The 22,562-nt window shown below is 61.7% G+C and carries 20 protein-coding genes; 19 read left to right on the top strand and 1 reads right to left on the bottom strand.

What is annotated here, in order from left to right; genetic code table 11:
* Positions 1 to 389 precede the first annotated feature (389 nt).
* The 17 genes from V6Z53_RS21805 (at position 390) to V6Z53_RS21885 (ending at position 19,301) form a co-directional block, all read left to right on the top strand.
* The gene (locus V6Z53_RS21805) at positions 390 to 1,742 is read left to right on the top strand and encodes a UDP-glucose/GDP-mannose dehydrogenase family protein (protein WP_338581706.1); all 1,353 of its coding nucleotides are present in this window, start codon (positions 390 to 392) and stop codon (positions 1,740 to 1,742) included.
* Entirely contained in the window at positions 1,739 to 2,800 is a 1,062-nt protein-coding gene (locus V6Z53_RS21810) for an NAD-dependent epimerase (RefSeq protein ID WP_338581708.1), read from the top strand. The genes V6Z53_RS21805 and V6Z53_RS21810 overlap by 4 nt, the downstream gene beginning before the upstream one ends.
* Positions 2,797 to 3,543: a sugar transferase gene (locus V6Z53_RS21815; protein ID WP_338581709.1), complete on the top strand. Its 747-nt coding sequence runs from the start codon at positions 2,797 to 2,799 to the stop codon at positions 3,541 to 3,543. Before V6Z53_RS21810 ends, V6Z53_RS21815 begins: the two co-directional genes overlap by 4 nt.
* Positions 3,543 to 4,190: a CpsD/CapB family tyrosine-protein kinase gene (locus tag V6Z53_RS21820; protein WP_338581710.1), complete on the top strand. Its 648-nt coding sequence runs from the start codon at positions 3,543 to 3,545 to the stop codon at positions 4,188 to 4,190. Before V6Z53_RS21815 ends, V6Z53_RS21820 begins: the two co-directional genes overlap by 1 nt.
* A gap of 23 nt (positions 4,191 to 4,213) precedes the next feature.
* Positions 4,214 to 5,239: a polysaccharide biosynthesis/export family protein gene (locus V6Z53_RS21825; protein WP_338581711.1), complete on the top strand. Its 1,026-nt coding sequence runs from the start codon at positions 4,214 to 4,216 to the stop codon at positions 5,237 to 5,239.
* A gap of 17 nt (positions 5,240 to 5,256) precedes the next feature.
* Positions 5,257 to 6,849, top strand: a complete 1,593-nt coding sequence (locus tag V6Z53_RS21830) for a Wzz/FepE/Etk N-terminal domain-containing protein (protein WP_338581712.1) — start codon at positions 5,257 to 5,259, stop codon at positions 6,847 to 6,849.
* Positions 6,846 to 7,940 (top strand): glycosyltransferase family 4 protein, encoded by a 1,095-nt coding sequence (locus V6Z53_RS21835; protein ID WP_338581714.1) that lies wholly within the window; start codon positions 6,846 to 6,848, stop codon positions 7,938 to 7,940. The genes V6Z53_RS21830 and V6Z53_RS21835 overlap by 4 nt, the downstream gene beginning before the upstream one ends.
* Positions 7,937 to 9,304, top strand: a complete 1,368-nt coding sequence (locus V6Z53_RS21840; protein WP_338581715.1) for an O-antigen ligase family protein — start codon at positions 7,937 to 7,939, stop codon at positions 9,302 to 9,304. Before V6Z53_RS21835 ends, V6Z53_RS21840 begins: the two co-directional genes overlap by 4 nt.
* On the top strand, positions 9,301 to 10,269 hold the full coding sequence (locus V6Z53_RS21845; protein ID WP_338581716.1) for a glycosyltransferase: 969 nt from the start codon (positions 9,301 to 9,303) through the stop codon (positions 10,267 to 10,269). The genes V6Z53_RS21840 and V6Z53_RS21845 overlap by 4 nt, the downstream gene beginning before the upstream one ends.
* Positions 10,262 to 11,398 (top strand): glycosyltransferase, encoded by a 1,137-nt coding sequence (locus tag V6Z53_RS21850; RefSeq protein ID WP_338581717.1) that lies wholly within the window; start codon positions 10,262 to 10,264, stop codon positions 11,396 to 11,398. The genes V6Z53_RS21845 and V6Z53_RS21850 overlap by 8 nt, the downstream gene beginning before the upstream one ends.
* Positions 11,399 to 11,410: 12 nt before the next feature.
* Complete coding sequence (locus V6Z53_RS21855; protein WP_338581718.1) at positions 11,411 to 12,412, top strand: polysaccharide deacetylase family protein; 1,002 nt, start codon at positions 11,411 to 11,413, stop codon at positions 12,410 to 12,412.
* Entirely contained in the window at positions 12,409 to 13,713 is a 1,305-nt protein-coding gene (locus tag V6Z53_RS21860; RefSeq protein WP_338581719.1) for a lipopolysaccharide biosynthesis protein, read from the top strand. The genes V6Z53_RS21855 and V6Z53_RS21860 overlap by 4 nt, the downstream gene beginning before the upstream one ends.
* Positions 13,710 to 15,629 carry a hypothetical protein gene (locus V6Z53_RS21865; protein WP_338581720.1) on the top strand — a complete coding sequence of 640 codons (1,920 nt, stop codon included), beginning with the start codon at positions 13,710 to 13,712 and terminating at the stop codon, positions 15,627 to 15,629. The genes V6Z53_RS21860 and V6Z53_RS21865 overlap by 4 nt, the downstream gene beginning before the upstream one ends.
* Before the next feature lie 86 nt (positions 15,630 to 15,715).
* On the top strand, positions 15,716 to 16,405 hold the full coding sequence (locus V6Z53_RS21870; protein ID WP_338581721.1) for an N-acetyltransferase: 690 nt from the start codon (positions 15,716 to 15,718) through the stop codon (positions 16,403 to 16,405).
* A gap of 4 nt (positions 16,406 to 16,409) precedes the next feature.
* On the top strand, positions 16,410 to 17,627 hold the full coding sequence (locus V6Z53_RS21875) for a GNAT family N-acetyltransferase (RefSeq protein WP_338581722.1): 1,218 nt from the start codon (positions 16,410 to 16,412) through the stop codon (positions 17,625 to 17,627).
* The gene (locus V6Z53_RS21880; RefSeq protein WP_338581723.1) at positions 17,599 to 18,393 is read left to right on the top strand and encodes a ChbG/HpnK family deacetylase; all 795 of its coding nucleotides are present in this window, start codon (positions 17,599 to 17,601) and stop codon (positions 18,391 to 18,393) included. Before V6Z53_RS21875 ends, V6Z53_RS21880 begins: the two co-directional genes overlap by 29 nt.
* 215 nt (positions 18,394 to 18,608) lie before the next feature.
* Positions 18,609 to 19,301 carry an N-acetyltransferase gene (locus V6Z53_RS21885; protein WP_338581725.1) on the top strand — a complete coding sequence of 231 codons (693 nt, stop codon included), beginning with the start codon at positions 18,609 to 18,611 and terminating at the stop codon, positions 19,299 to 19,301.
* 1 nt (position 19,302) lies between these two features.
* Here the strand turns inward: V6Z53_RS21885 and V6Z53_RS21890 are convergent, their stop codons facing one another.
* Positions 19,303 to 19,683 (bottom strand): RidA family protein, encoded by a 381-nt coding sequence (locus V6Z53_RS21890; protein WP_338581726.1) that lies wholly within the window; start codon positions 19,681 to 19,683, stop codon positions 19,303 to 19,305.
* Positions 19,684 to 19,864: 181 nt separating this feature from the next.
* Between V6Z53_RS21890 and V6Z53_RS21895 the strand changes: the two genes are divergently transcribed.
* Both V6Z53_RS21895 and V6Z53_RS21900 read left to right on the top strand, forming a co-directional pair.
* Positions 19,865 to 21,373 (top strand): PLP-dependent aminotransferase family protein, encoded by a 1,509-nt coding sequence (locus tag V6Z53_RS21895; protein WP_338581727.1) that lies wholly within the window; start codon positions 19,865 to 19,867, stop codon positions 21,371 to 21,373.
* A 111-nt stretch (positions 21,374 to 21,484) separates the two neighbouring features.
* Positions 21,485 to 22,555, top strand: a complete 1,071-nt coding sequence (locus tag V6Z53_RS21900) for a TIM barrel protein (protein WP_338581728.1) — start codon at positions 21,485 to 21,487, stop codon at positions 22,553 to 22,555.
* The last annotated feature ends 7 nt before the right edge of the window (positions 22,556 to 22,562 follow it).

The raw sequence follows: 22,562 nt of genomic DNA on the forward strand, positions 1-22,562 counted from the left end.
AGCTTTCCGGTACTCGTTCTCGCGGGCGGCCAATAGTTTGTCGGCCATTTTTTGACACTAGCACCGGGCCATCAAAGCGCAAGAAATGGCGCAAATGAGAAGAAAGCGTCAAAAAAAAAACGTCTCAAATCTGACACACTCAAGTGCCTATAAGCCTTGAATTTAAAGCCCTACGACCGTTTATCGCTTTCTCGAAAATCTTCTCGATGCCGCAAAAATCCGTCAAAGCGAGCAGGGGCAAGCTCTTGATGGCAATTGGCCCCCCAAAACCGGGGGTGTCTTACTCTTTTAACATGTCATTTTGCTGACACGGTTTGCCAAGGCTGGGCTATACCCCTTTTGACAGTCCCATTTCTGATCTTTCCAGCGAACTTACGAGGCACGCCAATATGGACGTGAGCGTATTTGGTACGGGCTATGTTGGCCTGATACAAGCAGCGGCACTGGCCGATGTCGGACATCGTGTCTTATGTGTCGACATTGATCCGAACAAGATCAAGCAGTTGCAACAAGCTGTTCCACCAATTAGTGAACCGGGCCTGTCCGGAACGCTGGAAGAGAACATCAAGGCCGGTCGGTTGCTCTTCTCCACCCAGGCCAGCGATGCCGTCGAACACGCCGAGTTGATCTTCATCGCCGTCGGCACACCCGCCGATGAGGACGGTTCCGCTGACTTGACCCATGTGCTGAATGTGGCCCGGCAGATCGCCAGCTACATGGAGGCCGACCGCACCCTGATCATCAAGTCCACCGTGCCGGTCGGCACCGCCGACCAGGTCGCCGCCACCGCTCTCAAGGAATTGCAGCGCCGGGACAAAAACGCGCTGAGGGTGCGGGTGGTGTCCAACCCCGAATTTCTCAAGGAAGGCAGTGCCTTGGCCGACTGCATGCGGCCAGACCGGATCATTGTCGGCACCGATGATGACGAAGCCCGCAGTCAGATGAGCGAGCTGTACGCGCCCTTCTGCCGCAATCATGAAAAGCTGATGTTCATGGACAACCGCAGCGCCGAGCTGACCAAGTACGCAGCGAACGCGATGCTCGCCACACGCATTAGTTTCATGAACGAACTGGCCAACCTCACCGAGCTGCTCGGCGCCGACATCGAAGCCGTGCGCAAAGGTATCGGTTCGGACCCGCGCATCGGCTACCACTTCATCTATCCCGGTTGCGGTTTCGGCGGCTCGTGCTTCCCCAAGGATCTGCGTGCCCTGCTGCACACCGCCGAACACAACGGCATGCCGTTGCGCCTGTTGCGCAGCGTCACCGATGTCAACGACAGCCAGCGCCACATTCTATTCAGCAAGCTCAAGGCGCAGTTCCCGCAAGGGTTGGCCGGCAAGTCCATCGCGATCTGGGGCCTGGCGTTCAAGCCCAACACCGATGACATGCGCGAAGCGCCCAGCCGTTACCTGATGGATGCGCTGTGGGCCGAAGGCGCCAGCGTGCAGGCCTACGACCCGGAAGCGATGTCCGAATGCCGGCGCCTCTACGGCTACCGCAACGACCTGCACCTGTGCGCCACCCGCGACGACACCCTGGAAGATGCCGATGCGCTGGTGATCTGCACCGAATGGAAGAACTTCCGCGTGGTCGACTTCGACCTGCTGGCGAGCAAACTGCGTTCACGGGTGATCATCGACGGGCGCAACCTGTACAACCCCGAACACGTGGCAGCGGCCGGCCTGCACTACAGCGGCATCGGCTTGCGTCACGTCGTACCCGAGGCGCCGCGCCCATGAAGATTCTCGTGACCGGAGCCGCCGGATTCATTGGTGCCCATTGTGTGTTGCGGCTGTTGCGCGACGGGCATCAGGTGGTCGGCCTGGATAATTTCAACGACTACTACGACCCGCAACTCAAGCACGATCGCGTGCGTTGGGTGCAGGAGCAGGTCGGCCATTTCCAGCTCGCAACGGTTGACCTGGCCGATGCCCCGGCCATCGAGACCCTGTTTGCCCGTGAACAACCCGAAGTGGTGATCAACCTCGCGGCCCAGGCCGGGGTGCGTTACTCGCTGGACAATCCCCGGGCCTACCTCGACAGCAATCTGAGCGGTTTTCTGAACATCCTCGAAAGCTGCCGTCATCACCCGGTCAAGCATCTGATCTACGCCTCATCCAGTTCGGTGTACGGCGCCAACCAGCACACGCCCTACTCCGTGCAGGACGGCGTTGATCACCCGCTGTCGCTGTACGCCGCGACCAAGAAAGCCAATGAACTGATGGCCCACAGTTACAGCCATCTGTTCGGCATTCCCTGCACCGGCCTGCGTTTTTTCACGGTGTACGGTCCCTGGGGCCGGCCCGACATGTCGCCGATCCAGTTCGCCCGGGCGATTGCCGAGGGGCGGCCGCTGAAGCTGTTCAACTACGGCGAGCATCAACGGGACTTCACCTACATCGACGACATCATCGAAAGCATCGCCCGCCTGATCGACCGCGCGCCGCAAGCCAACCCTGAATGGGACCGTGAACAACCGGCCCCGGCCAGCAGCATGGCGCCCTGGCAGATCTTCAACATCGGCGGCCAGCACCCGGTGGAACTCAAGGCCTACCTGGCGTTGCTGGAAAAACACCTGGGGCAAAAAGCCCTGGTCGAGTTGCTGCCACTGCAACCCGGCGATGTGCTCAACACCTGCGCCGATGCCAGCGACCTGGCCCGCGCCACCGGTTTCCAGCCACGTATCGAGCTGGATGAAGGACTCGGGCGGTTCATCGCCTGGTTCCGCGATTACTACCCACTGCCTATCGCCCATGCGCCGCTCGCGGCTGAATTACAGCGGAGGACTGCCCAATGACAGGACATGAAAAAGGTGTACCGATCCAACAGCTACGCCGTGACAAACGCATGGACCCCGAACACCGGATGCGCCTCGACGCGGCGATCCATATGCAGGGGCGCGGCTGGGTGACGGGCCGGGACGGCGGCCGGCCATGGACGTTGTCGCGAACCAATCGCGTGCTCGCCTGCGTCGGTGCACTGATGATTCTGCTGCTGATTTCTCCGGTCCTGCTGGGCCTGGCACTGGCCATCAAGCTCACCAGCCCGGGTCCGGTGATGTTCGTGCAAAAGCGCACCGGTTACCGCGGTCGCATGTTCGGCATGTACAAGTTCCGCACCATGGTCGCCAACGCCGAAGAGCTCAAGGAGTCCCTGCGGCATCTGAACAAACACGGAAAGGACGCCATCGATTTCAAGATCGACAAGGACCCGCGCATCACCGGCATCGGCGGTTTCCTGCGGCGCACCAGCCTCGACGAACTGCCGAATCTGATCAACGTAGTGACCGGTGACATGCGCCTGGTAGGCCCGCGGCCCACCTCGTTCAACGCCTATCGCTACAAGGACAATCACCTCGCGCGCCTGAGCATCTACCCCGGCATGACCGGCCTCTGGCAGATCTCCGGGCGCAGCAACATCGACTTCGACCAGCGCGTTGAGTTGGACCTCAGCTATATCGCCGAGCAGAGCCTGCTGCTTGATCTGAAGATCCTGTTGAAAACCCCCTTCAAAGTATTCAGCGGCCACGGAGCAAGCTAATGGACGGTTCAACTGCAAAGAGTCTCAGCATCGCCAACCCGAGCGAGTCCAACCTCGCCTCGACCGTGCTCGATCAGGATGTGCGCATTCTGTTCATGACCGCCGCCAACCCCGGCGCAGGCACGACCACCAGTGCCCTGGCACTGGCCAGCCAACTGGCACAAATGAGCAGCGGCCAAGTGCTGCTGGTGGACAGCAGCCAGTCCTCGACCAACCTCACCCATCAGCTCGGGCTGACCAAGGAGCGCGGTTTTCGCGACCTGCTGTTCAACACCCAGAGCCCGCCGCTGTTGCAGGACTGCGTGGTGGACGTGTCCAGCCTGCCCTTTCACGTGTTGCCGTATGGGCGTTTTTCCCGCGGCAGCGAACACCTGACACCGGAGCGCCTGAGCCCGTTGCTCGACCAGCTCGGCAGCCGTTATCGCTTCGTGGTGATTGACGGCGACGCGGTGTATTCGGCCGCCGACACCCTGGTCATCAGTACTCAGGTGGACGGCGTGATCATGGTCGTGCGCTCCGAAGACACCCGCTGGGAAGTGGCCCAGGCCGCGGTCCAGCGCCTGACCCAGGCCGGCGCGAAACTGGTCGGCAGCGTGTTCAACCGGCGTAAGTACTACATGCCCAAGTGGCTCTACAAAAACCTGTAAGCAAACGCAAAAAGGATGACGCCATGAACGCCAAGATGCTTGTCCTGCTGTTGCTGCCGCTTGCAGGTTGCACCAGCACTTCCGAAACCCAGAACATGCCGGTGAATATCCTCACGGCCTCACCGGCCAACGCCCAGGCCACCGACATGCCCAAGGTCGAACAGACCTTGCGTCCGCAGGATGTGCTGGACGTGATCTTCCACATCAGCACCAGTGGCTCGGATGCCTACCGCATCCAGTCCGGTGACCAGGTCGGCCTGAACTTCACCGCCGCCAGCCAGCTCAACGGCAATCAACTGGTGCTGCCGGACGGCAGCATCGAACTGCCGGGCGCCAACACCTCGGTGAAAATCGCCGGGCTGACCAGCGACGAAGCACGTACCGAAATCCAGCGCGCCTACAACCGCAAAGCCTTGTTCCAGCCCAACCGCAATCAGCTGAGCGTGCAGATCATCAGTCCGCTGACCAACGAGCAAAACATGAAAAGCGCGTTGAATCACCCGGCCACCGGCATGAGCCGCGAGATCACCGTGGGCACCGACGGCTACGCGAGTTTCCCGGAAATCGGCGCCGTGCCGCTGCAAGGCATGACCGTCAATCAACTGGAAGCCTTCCTCAATAAAAAGTACGCGCAACTGCCGGGACGGATGACCGTCGACGTGCTGCTCAAATCCACCGCGGGCAACGAAATCTACGTGCTTGGCGAGGTTGGCCAACCGGGTTCCTACCCGATCCGCCGTCCGGTCTCGGTGCTCGAAGCCCTGACCCTGGCCCGTGGTTCCAACGTCAAGGCGCGCCTGGATTCAGTGGTGATCATGCGGCGCAACGGCAATCAGGTTGAAGCCCGTCGCTACGACGTGGAAAAAGCCCTGGCCGGCGATGCCTCGCAGATCGCCTACCTGCAACCGGACGACATGCTCTATGTGCCCAAGACCAAACTGGCCAGCGCCGGTGAACTCGCACGGCAACTGGCGGATGTGGTGCTGTTCCAGGGTGTGGGCTTCAGCTTCGGCTACCGCGTCGACAACAAAGACAGTGACAGCAACTAACTCTCAGGTGATCTGACATGAATCCAAAGGAAAACTACCTGCACGAGTTCTTCAGGATCTTCTTCGCCAACAAGCAGTTGGTGAAGCGCATATTCCTGATCTTTGCGGTGATCGCTCTGGTGCTGCCACTGGTGCTCAAGCAAAGCTTCGACATCACCGCCCAGGTGATCGTGCAGTCGAAAAAACTCTCACAGGGCGACGCCACCACGTCGCTGAATCAGGAAAACGCGCAGTTCATTCCGCCGTCACTGGCCGACATGGAAACCGAGAGCAACATCCTGCGCTCACCGGCGCTGATTCGGCAGACCATCAGCGAGCAGCGGGACAAGGGCGAATACAGCCCGCCTCCCGGCATGCTCAACAAACTGCTGGCGCAACCGTTCAAGAAGTACGTCAGCACACCGCTGCGTGAGAACGTGATCAACCCGATGAAATCGGCGCTGGGCATGGAAACCGATCCAGTGCGCGACACCACGCTCGATGGCTTGACCCAACAAGCCATCGACAGCCTGAAGATCGAAACCCTTCCGGGTTCCAACGTGATCTCGATCATCTACAGCTTCCCCGATCCGGCCCAGGGCACCAAGTTCGTCGCCGCGCTGCTGCAAAACTACCTGGTCAGCCGTCAGGCGCTGCAATCGATCGACTTGCCGCAGAGCTTCTACGAAACCAAGAAGATGCAGTATCAGGTGCGCCTCGATGGCCTGGAAGGCAATCGGCAGGATCTGCTGGGCGCTATCGGCGCGTCCGATCCCAAGGAAGAGATTACCTTCCGCCTGAACGCGATCAACACCGAGGAGCAAGCGCTCAACCTGTACCGCGACCGCTTGCTGCAAAGCCAACGCTGGCTCGACTACCTGAAAACCAGCCTGGCCGCCGCCAGCAATTCCAAGCTCAATGACTACACCTTCCCCTACACCTTCACCACCACCGTGGACAACGTTGCCTTCGAAGACCGTGAGATCAAACAGATGGGTGAAGCGCTGACCACACAAGTCAGCCGCTACATGAACGACCTCGCAATCTTCCAGCCAAGCAGTGAGCCGATGCTGCTGACCCGCGAGCAAATCGCCCGCACCCGCCAGCAGTTCTTGAAAGTGGTGAGCAACCGGATTCAGGAGCGCACCAACGACCTGGCGATTGTCAGTTCGGTGATCGACCAGAAAACCGCGCGCATTGCCGAGTTCAAGAACCGCATCCACCAGTTGCAGGAAACCCAGAGCAAGCTGCGCCAGGTAGACACCGAGATCGACGCCTTGCACGCGGCCTTCTCCACCTACGCCCAGCGCTTTGCCGAAAGCAGCACAGCCCGTTCGCTGGACAATGACCTGTCCAACGCCCGGGTCCTGAGCCCGCCGTTCGAGCCGACCGAAGCGGCGTTTCCCAAACCGCTGCTGATCATTCCGTTCGGCTTGTTCACCGGTTTGTTGCTGGCGATTGCCTTCGTCTACGTGCGTGAGTTCTTCGATCATCGCTTCAAGCATCCTGCGCAAATCACCCACGAACTGGGCCTGCCGGTGCTGCTGGTGATCAACGATCAAAACGTGGAGCCGAGCAATCCACACCGGAACTGGAGCGTGCCGAGCTTCGTCCATTGGGTGCGCAATTGAACGCGTCCCTGCACAGCAAGCCATCCCTGCCGATCATTCATTTGCTCAGCAGTGGTGGCTTCTATGGGGCCGAGCGCATGTTGCTCGACCACTGCCTGGCGACGCCGGGGCAACACCAGGTGCTGTTTCTCGATGCACCATACGAGTTGCTCGCGCGGTTTCGCGAGGCCGGGGTCGACTGTCGCGGTTGCACGGGGCTGGGGGCGTTGCTGGCGCATTTGCGTCAGCGGCGGGCCGAGCGGCCGCTGATCAATACGCACAATTTCAAGGGCCTGTTGTTCGGCTGGGTCGGCGCAACCTTGTTGCGCCTGCCGCTGGTAATCACGCAACACGGTTTCACGCCGCGCAGTCGCAAACAGAAGTTCTACACCTGGCTGAGCCTGCAACTGTGCCGCACCGCGTCGGTCAATCGCGTGGTCTGCGTCGCCGAAAGCATTGCCGTGCTGCACCGCCAGGCCAGTGTGCGAGCGGAGAAACTGCAAGTGATACCCAACGGCCTGCCGGCGACCCACGACCAGCAGCCACAGACCGCGCAACGTCAGCGCTGGCTGGCCGGATACGTCGGGCGCCTGAGCAGTGAAAAAGGCCCCGACCTGTTTCTCGATGCGCTGATTCCGCTGTGTCAGCAATACCCGCAACTGGACGCCGTGATGCTCGGCGACGGCCCGGAACGGGACAGCCTGCTGACGCGCATCGTTGCAGCCGGTTTGCAGGAGCGCATCACCCTGCCCGGTTACCAGACCGACATGCGCCTGTGGTGGCGGCAACTCGATGCGCTGGTGATCAGCTCGCGTACCGAAGGCACGCCGATGATTCTGCTCGAAGCCATGCAGTCCGGCGTGCCGGTGGTGGCGTTTGGTGTCGGCGGGATTCCCGATGTGCTGGAAGACCGGCACAACGGCCTGCTGGCGTCACCCGCCGACAGCGCCGCCCTCGCCCGGCAGATCGGCACCCTGCTGCGTGATCCGACGCTGGCACAAGAGTTGAGCGACAACGCAAGACGTACGCAACTGGATCGCTACGACCTCAAGGCCCTGGCCGAAAGCTGGTCGCAGCTTTATATCCGTACCGCACGGGAGGCACGCGCGTGATTTTTCCGCTCTCGATCGTCAGTTTGTTTGGTTTGGTCTGCCTCGTGTTGCTGGCCAGCCCTTATCCGTTTCTGGCGCCGGGAGCGGTGCTGGGCCTGGTCGGTTTCGCCGTGCTGTATCGCAAACCGGCCTGGGGCCTGTTGGGTATTGCCGCGCTGATACCGCTGGAAGGTTTCTTCAAGGACAGCGCGTTGTCGGGCACCAAGCTGATCGGTGCCTCACTGGCGCTGATCCTGATGCTGCAACTGGCGATGCACCAGATTCCGTCCGAACGCCTGCGCAGCAATATCTGGCGCTATCTGATCGGCTTCATGGCCCTTTACCTGCTGAGCCTGCTCAACACGGATGACATGGGCATGTCGCTGGGGCATCTGCGGGAACTGAGCGTCGGCCTGATCCTGTTCGTGATCACGCTGCTGATCGGCCGTGAAATGAACCTGGATCTGTTCGCCAAACTGGTCACCCTCAGCGTCACCCTGACCTGTGCGCTGGCGATGTTTTCCAGCAAGTATCAGGACCAGGGCCGCGCCGCCGGCCTGCTGGAAGACCCGAACGCCTTTGCCATGCTGATCGCCTTCGCCGTGCCGCTGGCGTTGCTGCTGGTGATCCGCAGCCCGAACCTGCTGCATCGCCTGTTCTGGCTGGGTTGCTTCATTTTGCTGCTGGGCGGCATGACCAAGACTGAATCGCGCTCGGGGCTGGTGGTGTTGTTCCTCAGCCTGATGATCGGTGCATGGCACTACCGCGCGCATTTGCCGCGCATTCGCCCGCGTCACCTGGGCTTTGCCATGCTCGGCTTCGCGATCATCGTGCCGCTGGCGATTTATGCGATGCCGCCCGGTTACGTCGCGCGCATCCAGTCCTTGAGCATTTTGAGTTCCGGTGCCAAGGCCCAGGACGAATCCCTCGGTCGCCGCGCCTCGTACATCGTGGTCGGCAGCCAGATGATCCAGCAGAACCCGCTGCTGGGCACCGGCCCCGGCACCTTCCCGCTGCACTACGCCACCACCGGTTACGCCAAGGCGTTTTCCGCCAACCGCAAAATCGGTGACCTGTATCGCCGCGCCCACAACACCTATCTGGAAATTTTCAGTGAACTGGGGATTCCCGCCGGGCTGTTGTTCGTCGGCATGCTTGGCCTGGGCTTGTACAACCTGATTCGCGCCCGACGGGCCTGGATACAGCGCCGCAACTGGCAACAAGCCGACCTGTTAACGCACCTGGGCATGAGTTTCCTGTCGTTGACGCTGTTCCTGATGTTCCTCAGTGCACCGAATCAAAAGTACGTGTGGATCATGCTCGCCATGACCAGCGTGCTGCGTCTGAAAGCCGAAGAAAGTCCAATCCCGGAGGCCAAGGCATGAGTCGCGTCAGTATCGTCATCCCGATGTACAACGAAGCCCGGCACATCGCCCGCACCCAGCTGGCTGCGCAACGGGCTGCCAATGTTGCCGGCCTGGAATGCGAGTTGATCGTGGTCGATAACGGCTCACAGGATCAGGGGCCGGAGATTGCCCGGCAATTCGGCGCACAGGTGCTGGTCATACCCGGCGTGCTGATCGGCGCCCTGCGCAACCGGGGCACCGAGGTCGCTACCGGTGAATGGCTGGCGTTCATCGACGCCGACATCGAAATGCCTGAAGACTGGCTCACCCATCTGCTGAAGCTGGAGGATGCCGGCGTTGCCGACGTGTTTAGCCTGGACTTGCACACCCCGGCCCAAGCGCCGTGGTACGCCACGGCCTGGCAACGACGGACCCTGCGCCCTTCCCGGCATACCGTGCAAATGGTCGATTGGCTGCCCAGCGCCAACCTGCTGATGCGCCGCGCATGGTTCGACAAAGTCGGTGGTTTCAACGAAACCCTGCGCACCGGTGAGGACAAGGATTTCACCCTGCGCCAGAGCGCCAGCGGTGCGCGGCTGATGTCGATCAACGAAAACATCGCCCTGCACTGGGGCTACGAAATGAACTGGCGCGAGTGGATGGGCAAGGAAATGTGGCGCCAGGGCAGCCACCTGCAACTGTTGCGTACCCATGGCATGAGCCTGCGCCTGCTGCGCTTTCCCCTGTTGTCGCTGTGCGCCTGGCTGCTCGACTTGATGGCGATTTCTGCACTGTTCAACGGCTTTCCTCACCATGCGCTGCTCATGGTGCTGCTGACCACTGTCCCGGCGCTGGTATTGAGCGTGCGCCAGACCGCCAAGCACCGTAACCCGTGCCTGACCGTTCAACTCTGGGGCCTGCATTGGGTGCGCCTGCACCTGGCCGGCGCCGCGTTCATCCTCAGTCTGTGTCATTGGAATGCCAGGAGGCCCGCCCGTGGCTGAATTCATTTTCTGGTTGTGCCTGTTGTTGCCTGTCTACGCGTACCTCGGCTACCCGTTGCTGCTGACCCTGCTAGCCCCGTTCTTCGCCGCGCGGCGTCACGGTCCTGCGGCACCGATGGAAGTGAGCATTGTGATTGCCGCGCACAACGAGGCGCGGCATATCGAGGAAAAACTGCGCACCGTGCTGGCCCAGGATTATCAGGCGCGCACGCTGCAAATCATTCTGGCCAGCGATGGCTCCACCGATGACACCGTGGCTTGCGCACGCAAGGTTGTCGACCCGCGCATCACCGTGCTCGACCTGCCCCGCCAGGGCAAGGCGGCAACATTGAATGCCGGTGCCGCGCTCAGTACCGGTGAAATTCTGGTGTTCACCGACGCCGACAACCAATGGTCCCACGACACCCTGGGCCATTTGCTCGCACCGCTGGCTGATCCGCAAGTGGGCGCCTGCGCCGGGCACATGCTGATCCCGGTGACCGGCAAGGGCTTGAGCATCGGCGACAGCCTGTATCGGCATTACGAAGGCTGGCTGCGCTACGTGGAAAACCGCACTGGCTGCATGGTTTCCGCCGACGGCGCGCTGCTCGCCTTGCGCCGCGAGTTGTTCCAGAACGTGCCGGCCGAGGTCAACGATGACTTCTTTATCAGCACCTGCGCGCCGGTGGCGTTCAAGCGGATCATCTACGTGCCCGAAGCCCGGGTGATCGACACTGGCGTGGATGAAGCCGACAAGCAATTCCGCCGTCGCCAGCGCGTGACTGTTGGGGGTCTGCAAAGCCTGGCCCAGCGTCGTGAATTGCTCAATCCGCTGAAACATGGCCTGTACGCGATTGCGCTTATCAGCCACAAATTGATCCGGCGCCTGGCACCGATACTGTTGCTGCCACTGCTGCTGAGCAACTTCTGGCTGTGGGACGACCACGCTTTTTATCGCCTGAGCCTGATCGCGCAACTGCTGGGGTATTCGGCGGCCATCGCCGGCCTGCTGGATTCGCAACACCGCTTGCCCAAACCCTTTCGCCTCGCCGCGTTCCTCCTGGTGACCCTCGCCGGGATGAGCATCGGTCTGTGGCAGTTCCTGCGCGGCCAGCGTTATACGCAATGGAACCCCGAGCAAAATCGTTGAGAGGCACGTGCCATGGCGATCAAACAATTACTAAAGCGCACCAGCGGCTGGCTGTACCTCAATTCCCCGGTGGGGCGCCAGCAACTGCACGGCGCCGGGGTGATCCTGATGTTGCATCGGGTGCTGCCCAACGACCGCGCCGCCGAGCTGCCCCATCGCAATGAACTGTGCGTAGGGCCCAAGGCCTTTGAGCATTTGCTGGCCTGGTTGAAGAAACATTTCGATTGCGTGCCGCTGATGGAGATCCTGCATCCGGGCAGCCTAAAATACGAACGGCCGAAAGTTGCGTTGACCTTCGACGATGGCTGGCGCGACAACGCGGTGAATGCCTTCCCGCTGCTGCAAAAATATCAGGTGCCGGCGAGCATTTTCCTCTCCACCGATTTCATCGGCAGCCGCCAGCGTTTCTGGTGGGAAAGCATCGGCGAAACCCTGTGGAACAGCCACGGCGAAAAGGCTCGCATGCATTTGATCGAATGCTTGCAGCAACTGGGTCGACCGTTGCCGGTGCTGTGTGATGACCCGGATGTGCAACGGCGTAGCCTGGCACTGCTGCACTTTTTGCAGCACCTGAAAACCCTGTCCCCGCACGACCTCAATCGCCTGACCGACGAGTGCCCGCAAGAGTCGTTGCCGCAAGCGCTGGACTGGCATCAAGTGCGTTCGCTGGAAGCCAGCGGCCTGATCCGTTTCGGCCCCCACGGCGCCAGTCACGCGATCCTCACCGGGCTCGACGATCAAACCCTGGATGAAGAATTGAGCCGCAGTCGCCAGGCATTGCTGAACGGCTGCAATCGCCCACTGCCGGTCTACTGCTACCCCAACGGCGACAACAACGAACGGGTCCGGCAACACGTGGCCGCGCATGACTTCCCGTTTGCCCTGGGCACCGGCACCGGCATCTATCGTGGCGCAGAAGATCCGCTGGCCCTGCCTCGGTTCGGCGTCAGCCAACGCACAGCGCGTAACCCGGAATTATTGTCCTGGCGCATCTACCGTGGGGCGCGTCCATGAGTCGCAGCCATTACCTCAAACACCTGGCCCTGAGCATGGGCACCAAACTGGCAATGATCGGCCTGCGCTTGCTGCGCAACGTGTTGCTGGCACGGATTCTCGGGCCGAGCGAACGCGGACTGTTTGCCCTGCTCAGCACCCTGCCCGACCTGATCAGCGCCGCCACCAGCGGCGGGCTGAATTCGGCGGTGGGCTACCAGGCGGCCAAGCAACGACCGATGGGCCTGTTGCTCAGTCAGGTGTTGGTCTTTGGTTGTCTACTGGCGGGTTTGCTGACCTTGCTGGTGGTGGCACTGACCCGTGAGTTCGGCAGCGAACTGGACATCACCACCCAACTCGGCTTGCTCGCCTGGCTGTTGTTGCTGGCGGTACCGTTGACCGTGCTCAAAAGCGGACTGCTGACGCTGCACAACGCTTCGGGCGGCGTGGTGGCCTTCAACGCCTTGCGCCTGATCGAATCCCTGGCGCCGCTGCTGCTGTTCCTCGCCTTGTTCTGGATGTGGAAAAGCGCCGCGCTGGAAGCGGCGCTGATCAGCTGGTTGGCGGGCATCAGTCTGGTGGTGCTGGTGGGTTGGCTGTGGCTCAAGCGCAATCAACCGCTGACCCTGCAATGGGACCGCGCCAGCCAGAACGAACTGCTGCGCTTCAGTGCCCGTAGCCATCCCGATTTACTCTTCCAGCAAGTGATCCTGCGCTCCGATTATCTGTTCATCGGCGCCCTGCTCGGCAGCACCGCGCTCGGTCATTACGCCATGGCGAGCGCCGCCGCCGAGTTGCTGCTGATCGTGCCGGAAGCGGTGACCACGCCGCTGATGAAACGCCTGCTGCAACAGGAAGAAGGCATCGAAAAAGTCACGCCTCTGGCCCTGCGCCTGACCGCGACAGTGATGCTCGGCGCATGCCTGACCATGGCGGTGATCGGCGAATGGCTGATCGTCACCTTGTTCGGTGTCGCCTATCAACCGGCCTATCCTGCCTTGCTCGCGCTGCTGCCGGGGCTGCTCGGCCTGTGCTACGCGAGCATCCTGCGCCTCGATTTGCTGGGCAAGGATCGTCCCGGTTCGATTTCCCTGTTGATGGGCCTCGGTGCCCTGCTCAACCTGGCGCTAAACCTGTTGCTGATCCCCGCCTACGGCATCGTCGGCGCAGCGGCGGCTTCGTCCATCGCTTACCTGGCGGTGACCATCGCGCTGCTGGTGATGTATTGCCGCTTGAGCCACGTTCCGCTATGGCAAACCCTGATCATCCTGCCCCGCGATGTGATGCCGATGCTGTACATCCTGCAACGGAAGTCGGCATGAAACATTTCGCGCTGGCAGTGAGCCTGGGTCTGTCGCTCGACGCGTATGCCGGGCCGATGCGCTGGGCCGATATCCGTGACGGCAGTCTTTACCTGCAAACGGATCGCCCCGACACCGTGACCGTGCGTTGGGTGCCGGCGTGGCAGGCCGACGCCAACGAAGAACACCTGTACTTGCTCGACGGCCAGGGCAAGTTGGCCGGCGATCGGCCGATCGCTGCCAGTGAAACCCGTGGCAGCCAGAGTTGGCCGTTGGCGCCGGGCGCCAGCAGTTATCGCCTGGAGATTCCCGGCTACAGTTTCCGCCGCTACAAGGTCGAGCACGACGAGCGCACGGTGGCGTTGTTCGCCCCGGCCAAGGTGCATTTCAGCGCGGAAACCCGCGACGGCGACGAACTGTTTTTCAAGGTGGCGGCCGGCGAACACGCAGTGCTGGCGGGCAAGTTCCACGGGGGCGTTGGCGCCCTGCAAGCACAACGGGTCGGCGACGGAAAACAAGTGTCGCTGGCGCTGAAACCCTACCGCGCCTATTGGCAGTTCGATCAGGTCGCCTTGCCCGTGGCCACAGCCGATCAGGTCTGGCGCGTACGCTTGCAAGGCAGCGGCAAAGCGGCGTTCTGGCTCGACGGCACGGCCAACCTGTTCGCGCAGAATCCGCAGCAGCTCAAACCGCTACGTGAAGACGACGGCCAGACCCGCCTGACCTTGCACGACAAAATTCTCGGCAACACGCCGAACCTGGGCATCGCCCTGCCCTACGTGATGCCGCCACCTTCCAGTTATGCCGTGCTCGACGCGATCAAACCGCAGGCCGGCGCCTATTACAGTTTCGTCGACATCACCGCAAAACAGCCGCACTACGAAGACGCGTTCCGCCAGTTGTATCAGGATCGCTTCGGCATCACCCAGGACATCACCCTGCTCGCCGGCAGCCAGCGTCAGGCTGACCTGCGCGCCGACACCATGAGCAATGCCGGCCTCGACGCCTGGCTGGCCGCGACCCGAGCCCTTGGCGGCAAAGGCACCCATTACATCGGTTTTGCCGACGAGCCGAACTTCAACTACCCGGACTACGCCAGCTACCAAAGCATTTTCACCAGCATGGCCCGGCAGGTGCGCAGCAACCCCGACAACGCTAAGGCTGGCGTGCGCATCGCCATGCCCGCCAGCTCACGGTTGGTCAACGGCCCGCTCGCCGACAACGCCGCCGACAAGCGCGGCATCGACTGGGCCAGACGACTGCTGAAGGAATCCGGCGATCAGGTCGATGCGCTGGCCTGGCACGAGTGGATGATTCGCGATCTGCTGGCGACCCGCGTTTACCGCGACAGCGTGCGGCGCGCCGCCGACCTCGTCGGTCTCGACGCCAATGGTCGGCCGCGCAAGGCCTTGCTGCTCGACCAGACCAACATGTCCAGCGGTTCGAGCCTGAGCCCTTACGATCAGGAAACCCACTTCGCCTCGTTGTGGTGGGCCTCGGTGGTCATCAATTCGTCCCAGGACGGTTTGCTGGAGATGCTCAACTGGTTCCAGGCCGCCGACGAACCCGAGTACCCCAAGGGCATGTTGCGGGTGAAAGGCAACGATCAGTTCGAACTCAAACCGGTCGGCCTGGCCCAGCAGTTCATTGGGCAGCACTGGCTGCACAGCGTGATGTACCTGGAAAACGATGCCTTTGAAGTCGACGTGCTGGCCATGGCCGACGACAGCAAACGCAGCCTGCTGGGGGTCAACAAAGGCTCGCGTTTGCAGCATGTCAGCCTCAACGGCGCGGCGTGCCCGTTGGCCAATGGCTCATTGCGTTATTTCGGCGCGGACAACCGCAGCCGCGACGCACCTTTGCGCTGCAACGACGGTCGCGTGAGCTTCGAGCTGCCAGGGCAAACCCTGTTCGCCCTGAGCTGGAAAGCCTCATGACCGCCGCCCGACTGCTTGGCCGCGCAGGCATATCGCCGCGCGCTGGTTTACTCCACTTGCGGGTCCACCCGTCAGGAGCCAATAACATGAGTGCATTGCAGAAACTCAGCCAACACATCAAACAAAAAGGCCTGCGCGCCACCGTCAAAAAGGCATGGAAGCACTACGTGTTTTCCCACGAGGAACTGCTGTGGATGGAGCGCGATCTGGTCAGCCCGATACCGCCGCATAAACTCAAGTCTTATCCGCCGTTGCAAGTCGTCAGCATTACCCCGGAAAACGCCGTGGCGTTCACCCGCTATTTCGGTGACCGGGTGGAAACCATGGCCGAACTGGCCCGCGAAGGTCATACCGGACAGATGCACCTGGACGACAAAGGCGACGCGGTGGCGTTCATCTGGGGTGCCGCACGCGACTATCACGATCGCCATTACTACGGTTGCTGGTTCCCAGTGAAAGAAGGCGAGTTCTTCGAGTTCGGTGGCGAACTGACCCGGGGCTACTGGGGCACGTCGCTGTCGATGGACCTGCAAACGGAGCTGTGGAAAGCCATGCACGCCCAGGGCTGCAACAAGGTGGTGGATGTGTGCGAGTGGCACAACGTCCCGGCGCTGAAACTGCACATACGCACCGGGTATAAGGAACAGGGGCGCATCATGAACGTGTATGAACTGTTTGGCCGTTGGCGCTTTTATCGTGAATCCCGCTACACCGGCTCGCGCCTGGATGCCTTGCGCAAACCGGAACGTTCACCTGCGACAGCTTCGGTGGCCTGAGCCTATGACCGTGCGATTTGAATGGCGTACTTCGCTGTGCGCCGCTGACTTTCCCGCAGCGGCCTATGAAGCGCTGCGTCTGCGAGTGATGGACCACACGCCGTTCAACGCACTGGCCTGGATGGTTGCCTCGCAGCAGGCATTGACGGCTGGCGAACGCTTGCACGTTCTGCTCGGCTGGCAGGCTGATGAACTGGTTCTGTGCCTACCGTTGGTGGCGTCCGTCGAGCGGTTTGGCGGATTGCCGTTTCGTGTGTTGCATCACTTGGGCTATCCCCTCGCCGATCGCCTCGCGCTGCTCGCGTGCATGGATGCAGCGGACATGCGCAAGGCGTTGACCGAGGTTCGCCGTCGACTGCCTCATGCTGTGCTGCAACTCAATGAACTGGCAGGCGAGGACAGCGCATTGGCGCACTGGACCTCCCGCAGTTCGACCGCCGAGCGCCGCCTCAGTTGTCGCGCGCCGGTACACCTGATCACCGATGCGGACCGCCAGGAAGTCTCCGGCGATCCGCGCTACAAACTGCGCCGGGCACGCAAGCGCATTGCCGCGTGTGGCGCGCAAGTCCGCCGAATCACCCCCGATGCGACGACCATGGGGCCATTGCTCAAGGTCATCGCCGAGGTCGAAGCGGTGAGCTGGAAAGGCGATGAGGGCGTGGGCATTTTCGCCGACGAACGCCACCGCCAATGGATTGACCAAGCCTTCACCGCCCTCGCCGCCCAAGGCCTGGTGCGCGTGGTGGTACTGGAGCTGGACGGACGCTGCATCAGCTACCGCCTCGGCTTGCTGGAACAAGGACGGCTTTACGATTACAACCTGGCATTCCTGCCGCAATACGCCGACCTGGGCAGCGGTCGGGTGTTGCTCGAAGAATGGATTCGCTGGGGTCTGGACGACAACTGGCGCTGGATCGATGCGTCGCGGGTGAGTCTGGAAAACTCCAGCCATCAACTGCACGAACGCATGACCGGACACATGGAACACTGGCGCTGGAGTTTCTACTCCTGGCGCCCGAGCGGCCTGGCACTGGGTCTGGCCCTGCGCTTCTGGCAACGGCTCAAACCCGCGATGCAGCAATGGCGGGCCAAGCGTGCGGCAGCGGTCAGCTCACCTGCCCCTGCCCCGGCTCCCATCGCGACGCCGGCGGTCAAGGCGCCTGCATCCACCGACAAACTCATGGAGGGCGAACATGCCACAGCAAGTCATAGTCAACGCTGACGACTTCGGCCTCAGCGCCTGCGAAAACGCGGTGATTCTGGGGGCTTTCCAGGCCGGGATCATCAGCTCCGCCACCGCCATGGCCAACATGCCGGCCTTCGAAGCGGCGTGCGCCCTGGCTCAACACCCATTGCTGGAGGGACGGATCGGCCTGCACTTCAACCTCACGTACGGCCGCCCCTTGAGCCGGCGCATTCTCACGCGCCGGACCTTCTGCGACAGCGCCGGCGTGTTCGATCTCAACCTGTCGCGCACCCGCCTGTGGCTGGGTCGCCAGGATCGGCTTGCGGTGGAAGAAGAACTCGAAGCCCAATGGCAACGCTGCGTCGACAACGGCGTGCGCCCCAGCCATCTGGACTCCCATCAACACGTGCACAACATCTGGCCCATCGGCGAGATCGTCGCGCGGTTCGCGGCGCGTCAGGGTGTGCCGGTGCGATTGGCGCGCAACTTAGGGCAAAACCTGAGCCTGCCCAAGCGCTTGTTCAAACAGTTGCTCAACCACCGTTTGAACAGTCTGGCCGGCGCCACCGCCGACTATGTCTGCACCCCGGTGGATTTGCGCAACGCGGCGCCGCCCAGTGACGGCTTGCTGGAAATCGTCGCCCACCCCAACCAGCTCGGCGCCGATTTTGGCGATGCCTATCTGGAACAAGGCGAGTCGTTGAGCGCCCTGCTGGAGCACCGATTGCCGGGCGTGCCGAGGGTCGCCTACAGCGTCGCCAACAATGCCATCCACAGGCGCGCAGAGACCGTGATGGAGTGATCGTTCAGGGAGGATTCAACCTGGGATTTCCCCCGCAAAAACCCCCTCTGGATTCCCCGGTGCGCGGCTTTTTGACGCCGGAAAAACTGTGTCAATACTGAAACACAAATAGAAACAAATTGCTGGTAAAGGAGCTGCCATGCAAAGGCCATGGTGATCTATACCCAACATTACCTTCACCCAATGCACGGCCAATCCCGGCCAAGGAGGGCTTCATGAGCCTGATCGACAAACTCCGCGAACGAATCAAACAAAAAGGCCTGAGTCGCACGTTCAGCACTCTGTGGAAACGCTATGTGTTTTTCCACTGGGAGTTGCTCTGGATGGAGCGCGACCTGGTCAGCCCGGTGCCGCCGCACAAATTGCGCCCCTACTCCGGGGTGCGTCAGGTCACCATCACCCCGGAAAACGCCGTCGCGTTTACCAAACACTTCGGTGACCGGGTGCAAACCATGGCCGAACTGGCCGCCGAAGGTCACACCGGCCACATGTACCTGGACGAAGAAGGTCATGCGATCGGGTTCATCTGGGGCAGCGTTCGCGACTACCACGACCGTCACTATTACGGCTGCTGGTTCCCGGTCAAACCCGGCGAGTTTTTCGAGTTCGGCGGTGAAATGACCCGCGCCTACTTCGGCACCAGTCTGTCGGTGGACGTACAGGTCGCGCTGTGGGAAGCGATGGCGGCGCAAGGCTGCAACAAGGTGGTGGACGTCTGCGAAACCCACAACATCCCGGCGCTGAAACTGCACATCCGCATGGGCTACCACGAACAGGGTCGCGTCACCCACGTCTACGGACTGTTCGGCCGCTGGCGCTTCTTCCGCGAAACCCGCTACACCGGCTCACGCCTGGACCCTCTGCGTAAACCGGGACGCCCGGTGGTGGCGGCGGCAGCGCAGGCCTGATTCAGGCCTTGGCGGCCATTGCGGTGACTTCCACGCGCATGCCTTCAACCGCCAGCGCCGCCACACCCACGGCGGCGCGCACCGGCCACGGTTTGGCGAAGAAGCGTTTGTAGACTTCATTGAATGCGGCGCGGTCGGCCATGTCGGTGAGGTAGATGGTCAGGTGCAGCACGCGGTCCATGGAACTGCCGGCACGCTCCAGCGCAACCTTGAGCGCCTGCAAAGTGCACTCGCTTTGCACAGTGATATCGCCCAGCTCCAGGCTGCCGTCTGCGCGGGTCGGGATTTGCGTAGAGACCAGCAGTCCACCGAAACCGGCGACGTCGGAGGAGATGGAATCCGCATCGGGATCGGGAGTGAACGTGATGTCTTGGTTTGCCATGGGACTCTCGTACTGGAGGAAGTAAAGGGGCGCCGCGGCGATGTAACATCGCGGCGCCTTTTGCGCGGGCAGTTTACCGCAAGTTTTTTGTTCGCCCATCCGCCATGTCGGCAGAGTGACTTATCCGGTGCCGCTGGATACCCTTGCGCTCATATCCTCACGCCATCCAGACGAGCCTGTCATGAAATCCCCTGCCGGCCTGCTGTTGTCGGGCATCGATCTGGACCGGACCAGTTCCGTTCCGCTCTACCGTCAGCTCTATTTGCAGATTCGCAAACAGATATTGTCCGGACGGCTTCAAGGGGGCGTGCGCCTGCCATCGACCCGGACCTTGAGCCAGGAACTGGCGCTGTCGCGGATCACCATCCTCAATGCCTTCGACCAATTGATTGCCGAAGGCTTTCTGGCTTCGCGCACCGGAGCGGGCACCTACGTCGGTGACGAGTGGGAAAACCATGGCCTCGCCGACGATGAGCAACCGCGCCAGCCACCGCGCCTGTCGGACCTGAGCCAGTCGATGCTGTCGCTGCGCAGCGAGCATTTTCGCGGGGTGTCCTATGCCGACTGGGACCCCGCGAGCCCCACCTCGTTTCTGCCCAGCCACAGCACCTATGACGCGTTCCCGCAACATATCTGGAAGCGTTTGATGAGTCGCCACCTGCACAAACCGACCAAGGCAATGCTCGGTTATGGCGAACTGCAAGGGCTGCTGGCCTTGCGCACGGCGATTGCCGAATACGTCTTCGATGCCCGTGGCATCGACTGCACGGCGGAGCAGGTGGTGATCGTTTCCGGCGCCCAGCAAGCCTTCAACCTGCTGGGCATGTTGCTGCTCAATCCGCAGGACGGCGTCTGGATGGAAGACCCCGGGCACATCGCCGCGCGCATCGCGCTCCAGGCCCAGGGTGGCCGGGTGGTGCCGTTGCGCATCGACGATCAGGGCATCGACATCCAGCAAGGCCTGGCCGAATGCCCTGATGCGCGACTGGTGTTTACCACGCCGGCTCGCCAGCATCCCTTGGGCGTGACCATGAGTTACGCCCGGCGCCAGGCGCTCATCGATTGGGCCGCGCAACAGCAGAGCTGGATCATCGAAGACGACTGCGACAGCGAGTTCCGGTACAGCGGTCGCCCGTTGCCCGCGCTGTTCGCCTTGGACCAGCGGGCCCGGGTGATTTACGTCGGGACGTTCAGCAAGGTGCTTTTCCCCTCGCTACGCCTGGGTTACGTGATATTGCCCCACGCCTTGGTCGAACCTTTTTGCACCCTGCGCGCGGTCATGGATCGCAGCCCGCCGACGCTCCTGCAAGCGGTGACCGCCGACTTCATGAGTGAGGGCCACTTCCTTGGGCATATCCGCCGCATGCGTGCGCTGTATCAGGCCCGCCAGCAAGCATTGGTCGAGCAGTTGCAGCAACAGTTGGGCGATTTTTTTACCCTCACCCCGGTTGAAGCCGGCATGCATCTGATCGCATGGCTGCCGGAGCATCTGGATGCCGACACCATCGCCAAGGAGCTGGCCCGGCACAATATCCACACCTATGCCCTGAGCGACTACTGCCTGCAAAACTACCTGCCGCCCGCGCTGTTGATCGGTTTTGCCGGCACGCCAGAAGATCAGGCCAAAGCACGCGTTGAAGCACTGGCACAGGCATTGGTCCGCATGGGGCATCTGCAACAGCCCCGCTGAAGGAGCAAAGTGGTCTTATCAATTAAATAGTAATGGATCTATCGAGAGTTCCTGACTGGCGCGATAAAGGCTGCGCCGGGAGACCCGGCGTCTGAACCAGGAATCACTCGAATGAACAATAAGATCCAGGAACGATTCAACGCCTTGCTCAGCCACAAGGCGACCGGGGCCGAAGCGCCCCCAGTGCTGACGCAAGCACTGGCCCGCCAGCTGCTTGAACGCCTCAAGCAATTGCGCTTGTTTGCCCACGCCTATCCCCTGCTGACCAACCTGACCCATGGTCGTGTCACGCCCGCCGACATGCTGGACTTTGCTTATCGCCACGAGCTGCAAGGCCTGAGCCTGCACTTGCTCGACGGTGAGGAAAACAGCCTCAGCCAAATGACCGCCGTCCAGCTTCAGGCGTTTGCCGCCAAGGCCAGCGCGCTGCAACTGGACGTGCATCTGGAGATCAGCAGCACGCGCAAAAACGATGTCGATCAGGTGATCGCCATTGCGCGGGAGTTGGGTGTGCGCAACATCCGCGTTTACTCGCGCTACGAAGGCACGCTGTCGCGGGTCATGGACATCATCGAGACCGACCTGCACTACCTCGCGCAGCAGGCCGACGAACACGACCTGTACTTCGACTTCGAACAGCATGAAGAACTCAAGAGCGGCGAAATCGCCGAGTTGTTGAACCGCCTCGACCACCCTCGCCTGCACGCCTTGTTCGATTTCGGCAACATGATCAATGCCTGCGAACAACCGCTGCAAGCCCTGCAAACGCTGGCGCCGCACATCCGTCAGACCCACCTCAAGGGCGTGCGCGTGGTCCCCGAGCAAAACGGCTTTGGTCACTACGGCGTGCTGCAAGGCAGTGACGAAGACGACCTGCCGAACGCCCGCATGCTGTTCGAATTGCTGATGTTGGGTGAATCCACCCCGCAAGTGATCGCTTTCATTCTTGAGCAGGAAAACCACTACGTGGCGCCGGCGTTCCGCCAGACCGACGAGGCGGCCGACCCGTTCATTGCCTACCGGGAAATGAGCGACACGCCTCTGCCGGCGGGTTATTCGCTGGAGCGCATGCTGGCCGACGAACACCGCTGGGCGAATAACCAGGTCGCCTATGTCCGTGGCGTGCTGGCCGAGTTTCGCACCCTCGCCGAACTGACCCTGGACAACCGCAGCAACGCCTGAACCTGAC

Source organism: Pseudomonas sp. MAG733B, assembly GCF_036884845.1.
Lineage (GTDB): Bacteria > Pseudomonadota > Gammaproteobacteria > Pseudomonadales > Pseudomonadaceae > Aquipseudomonas.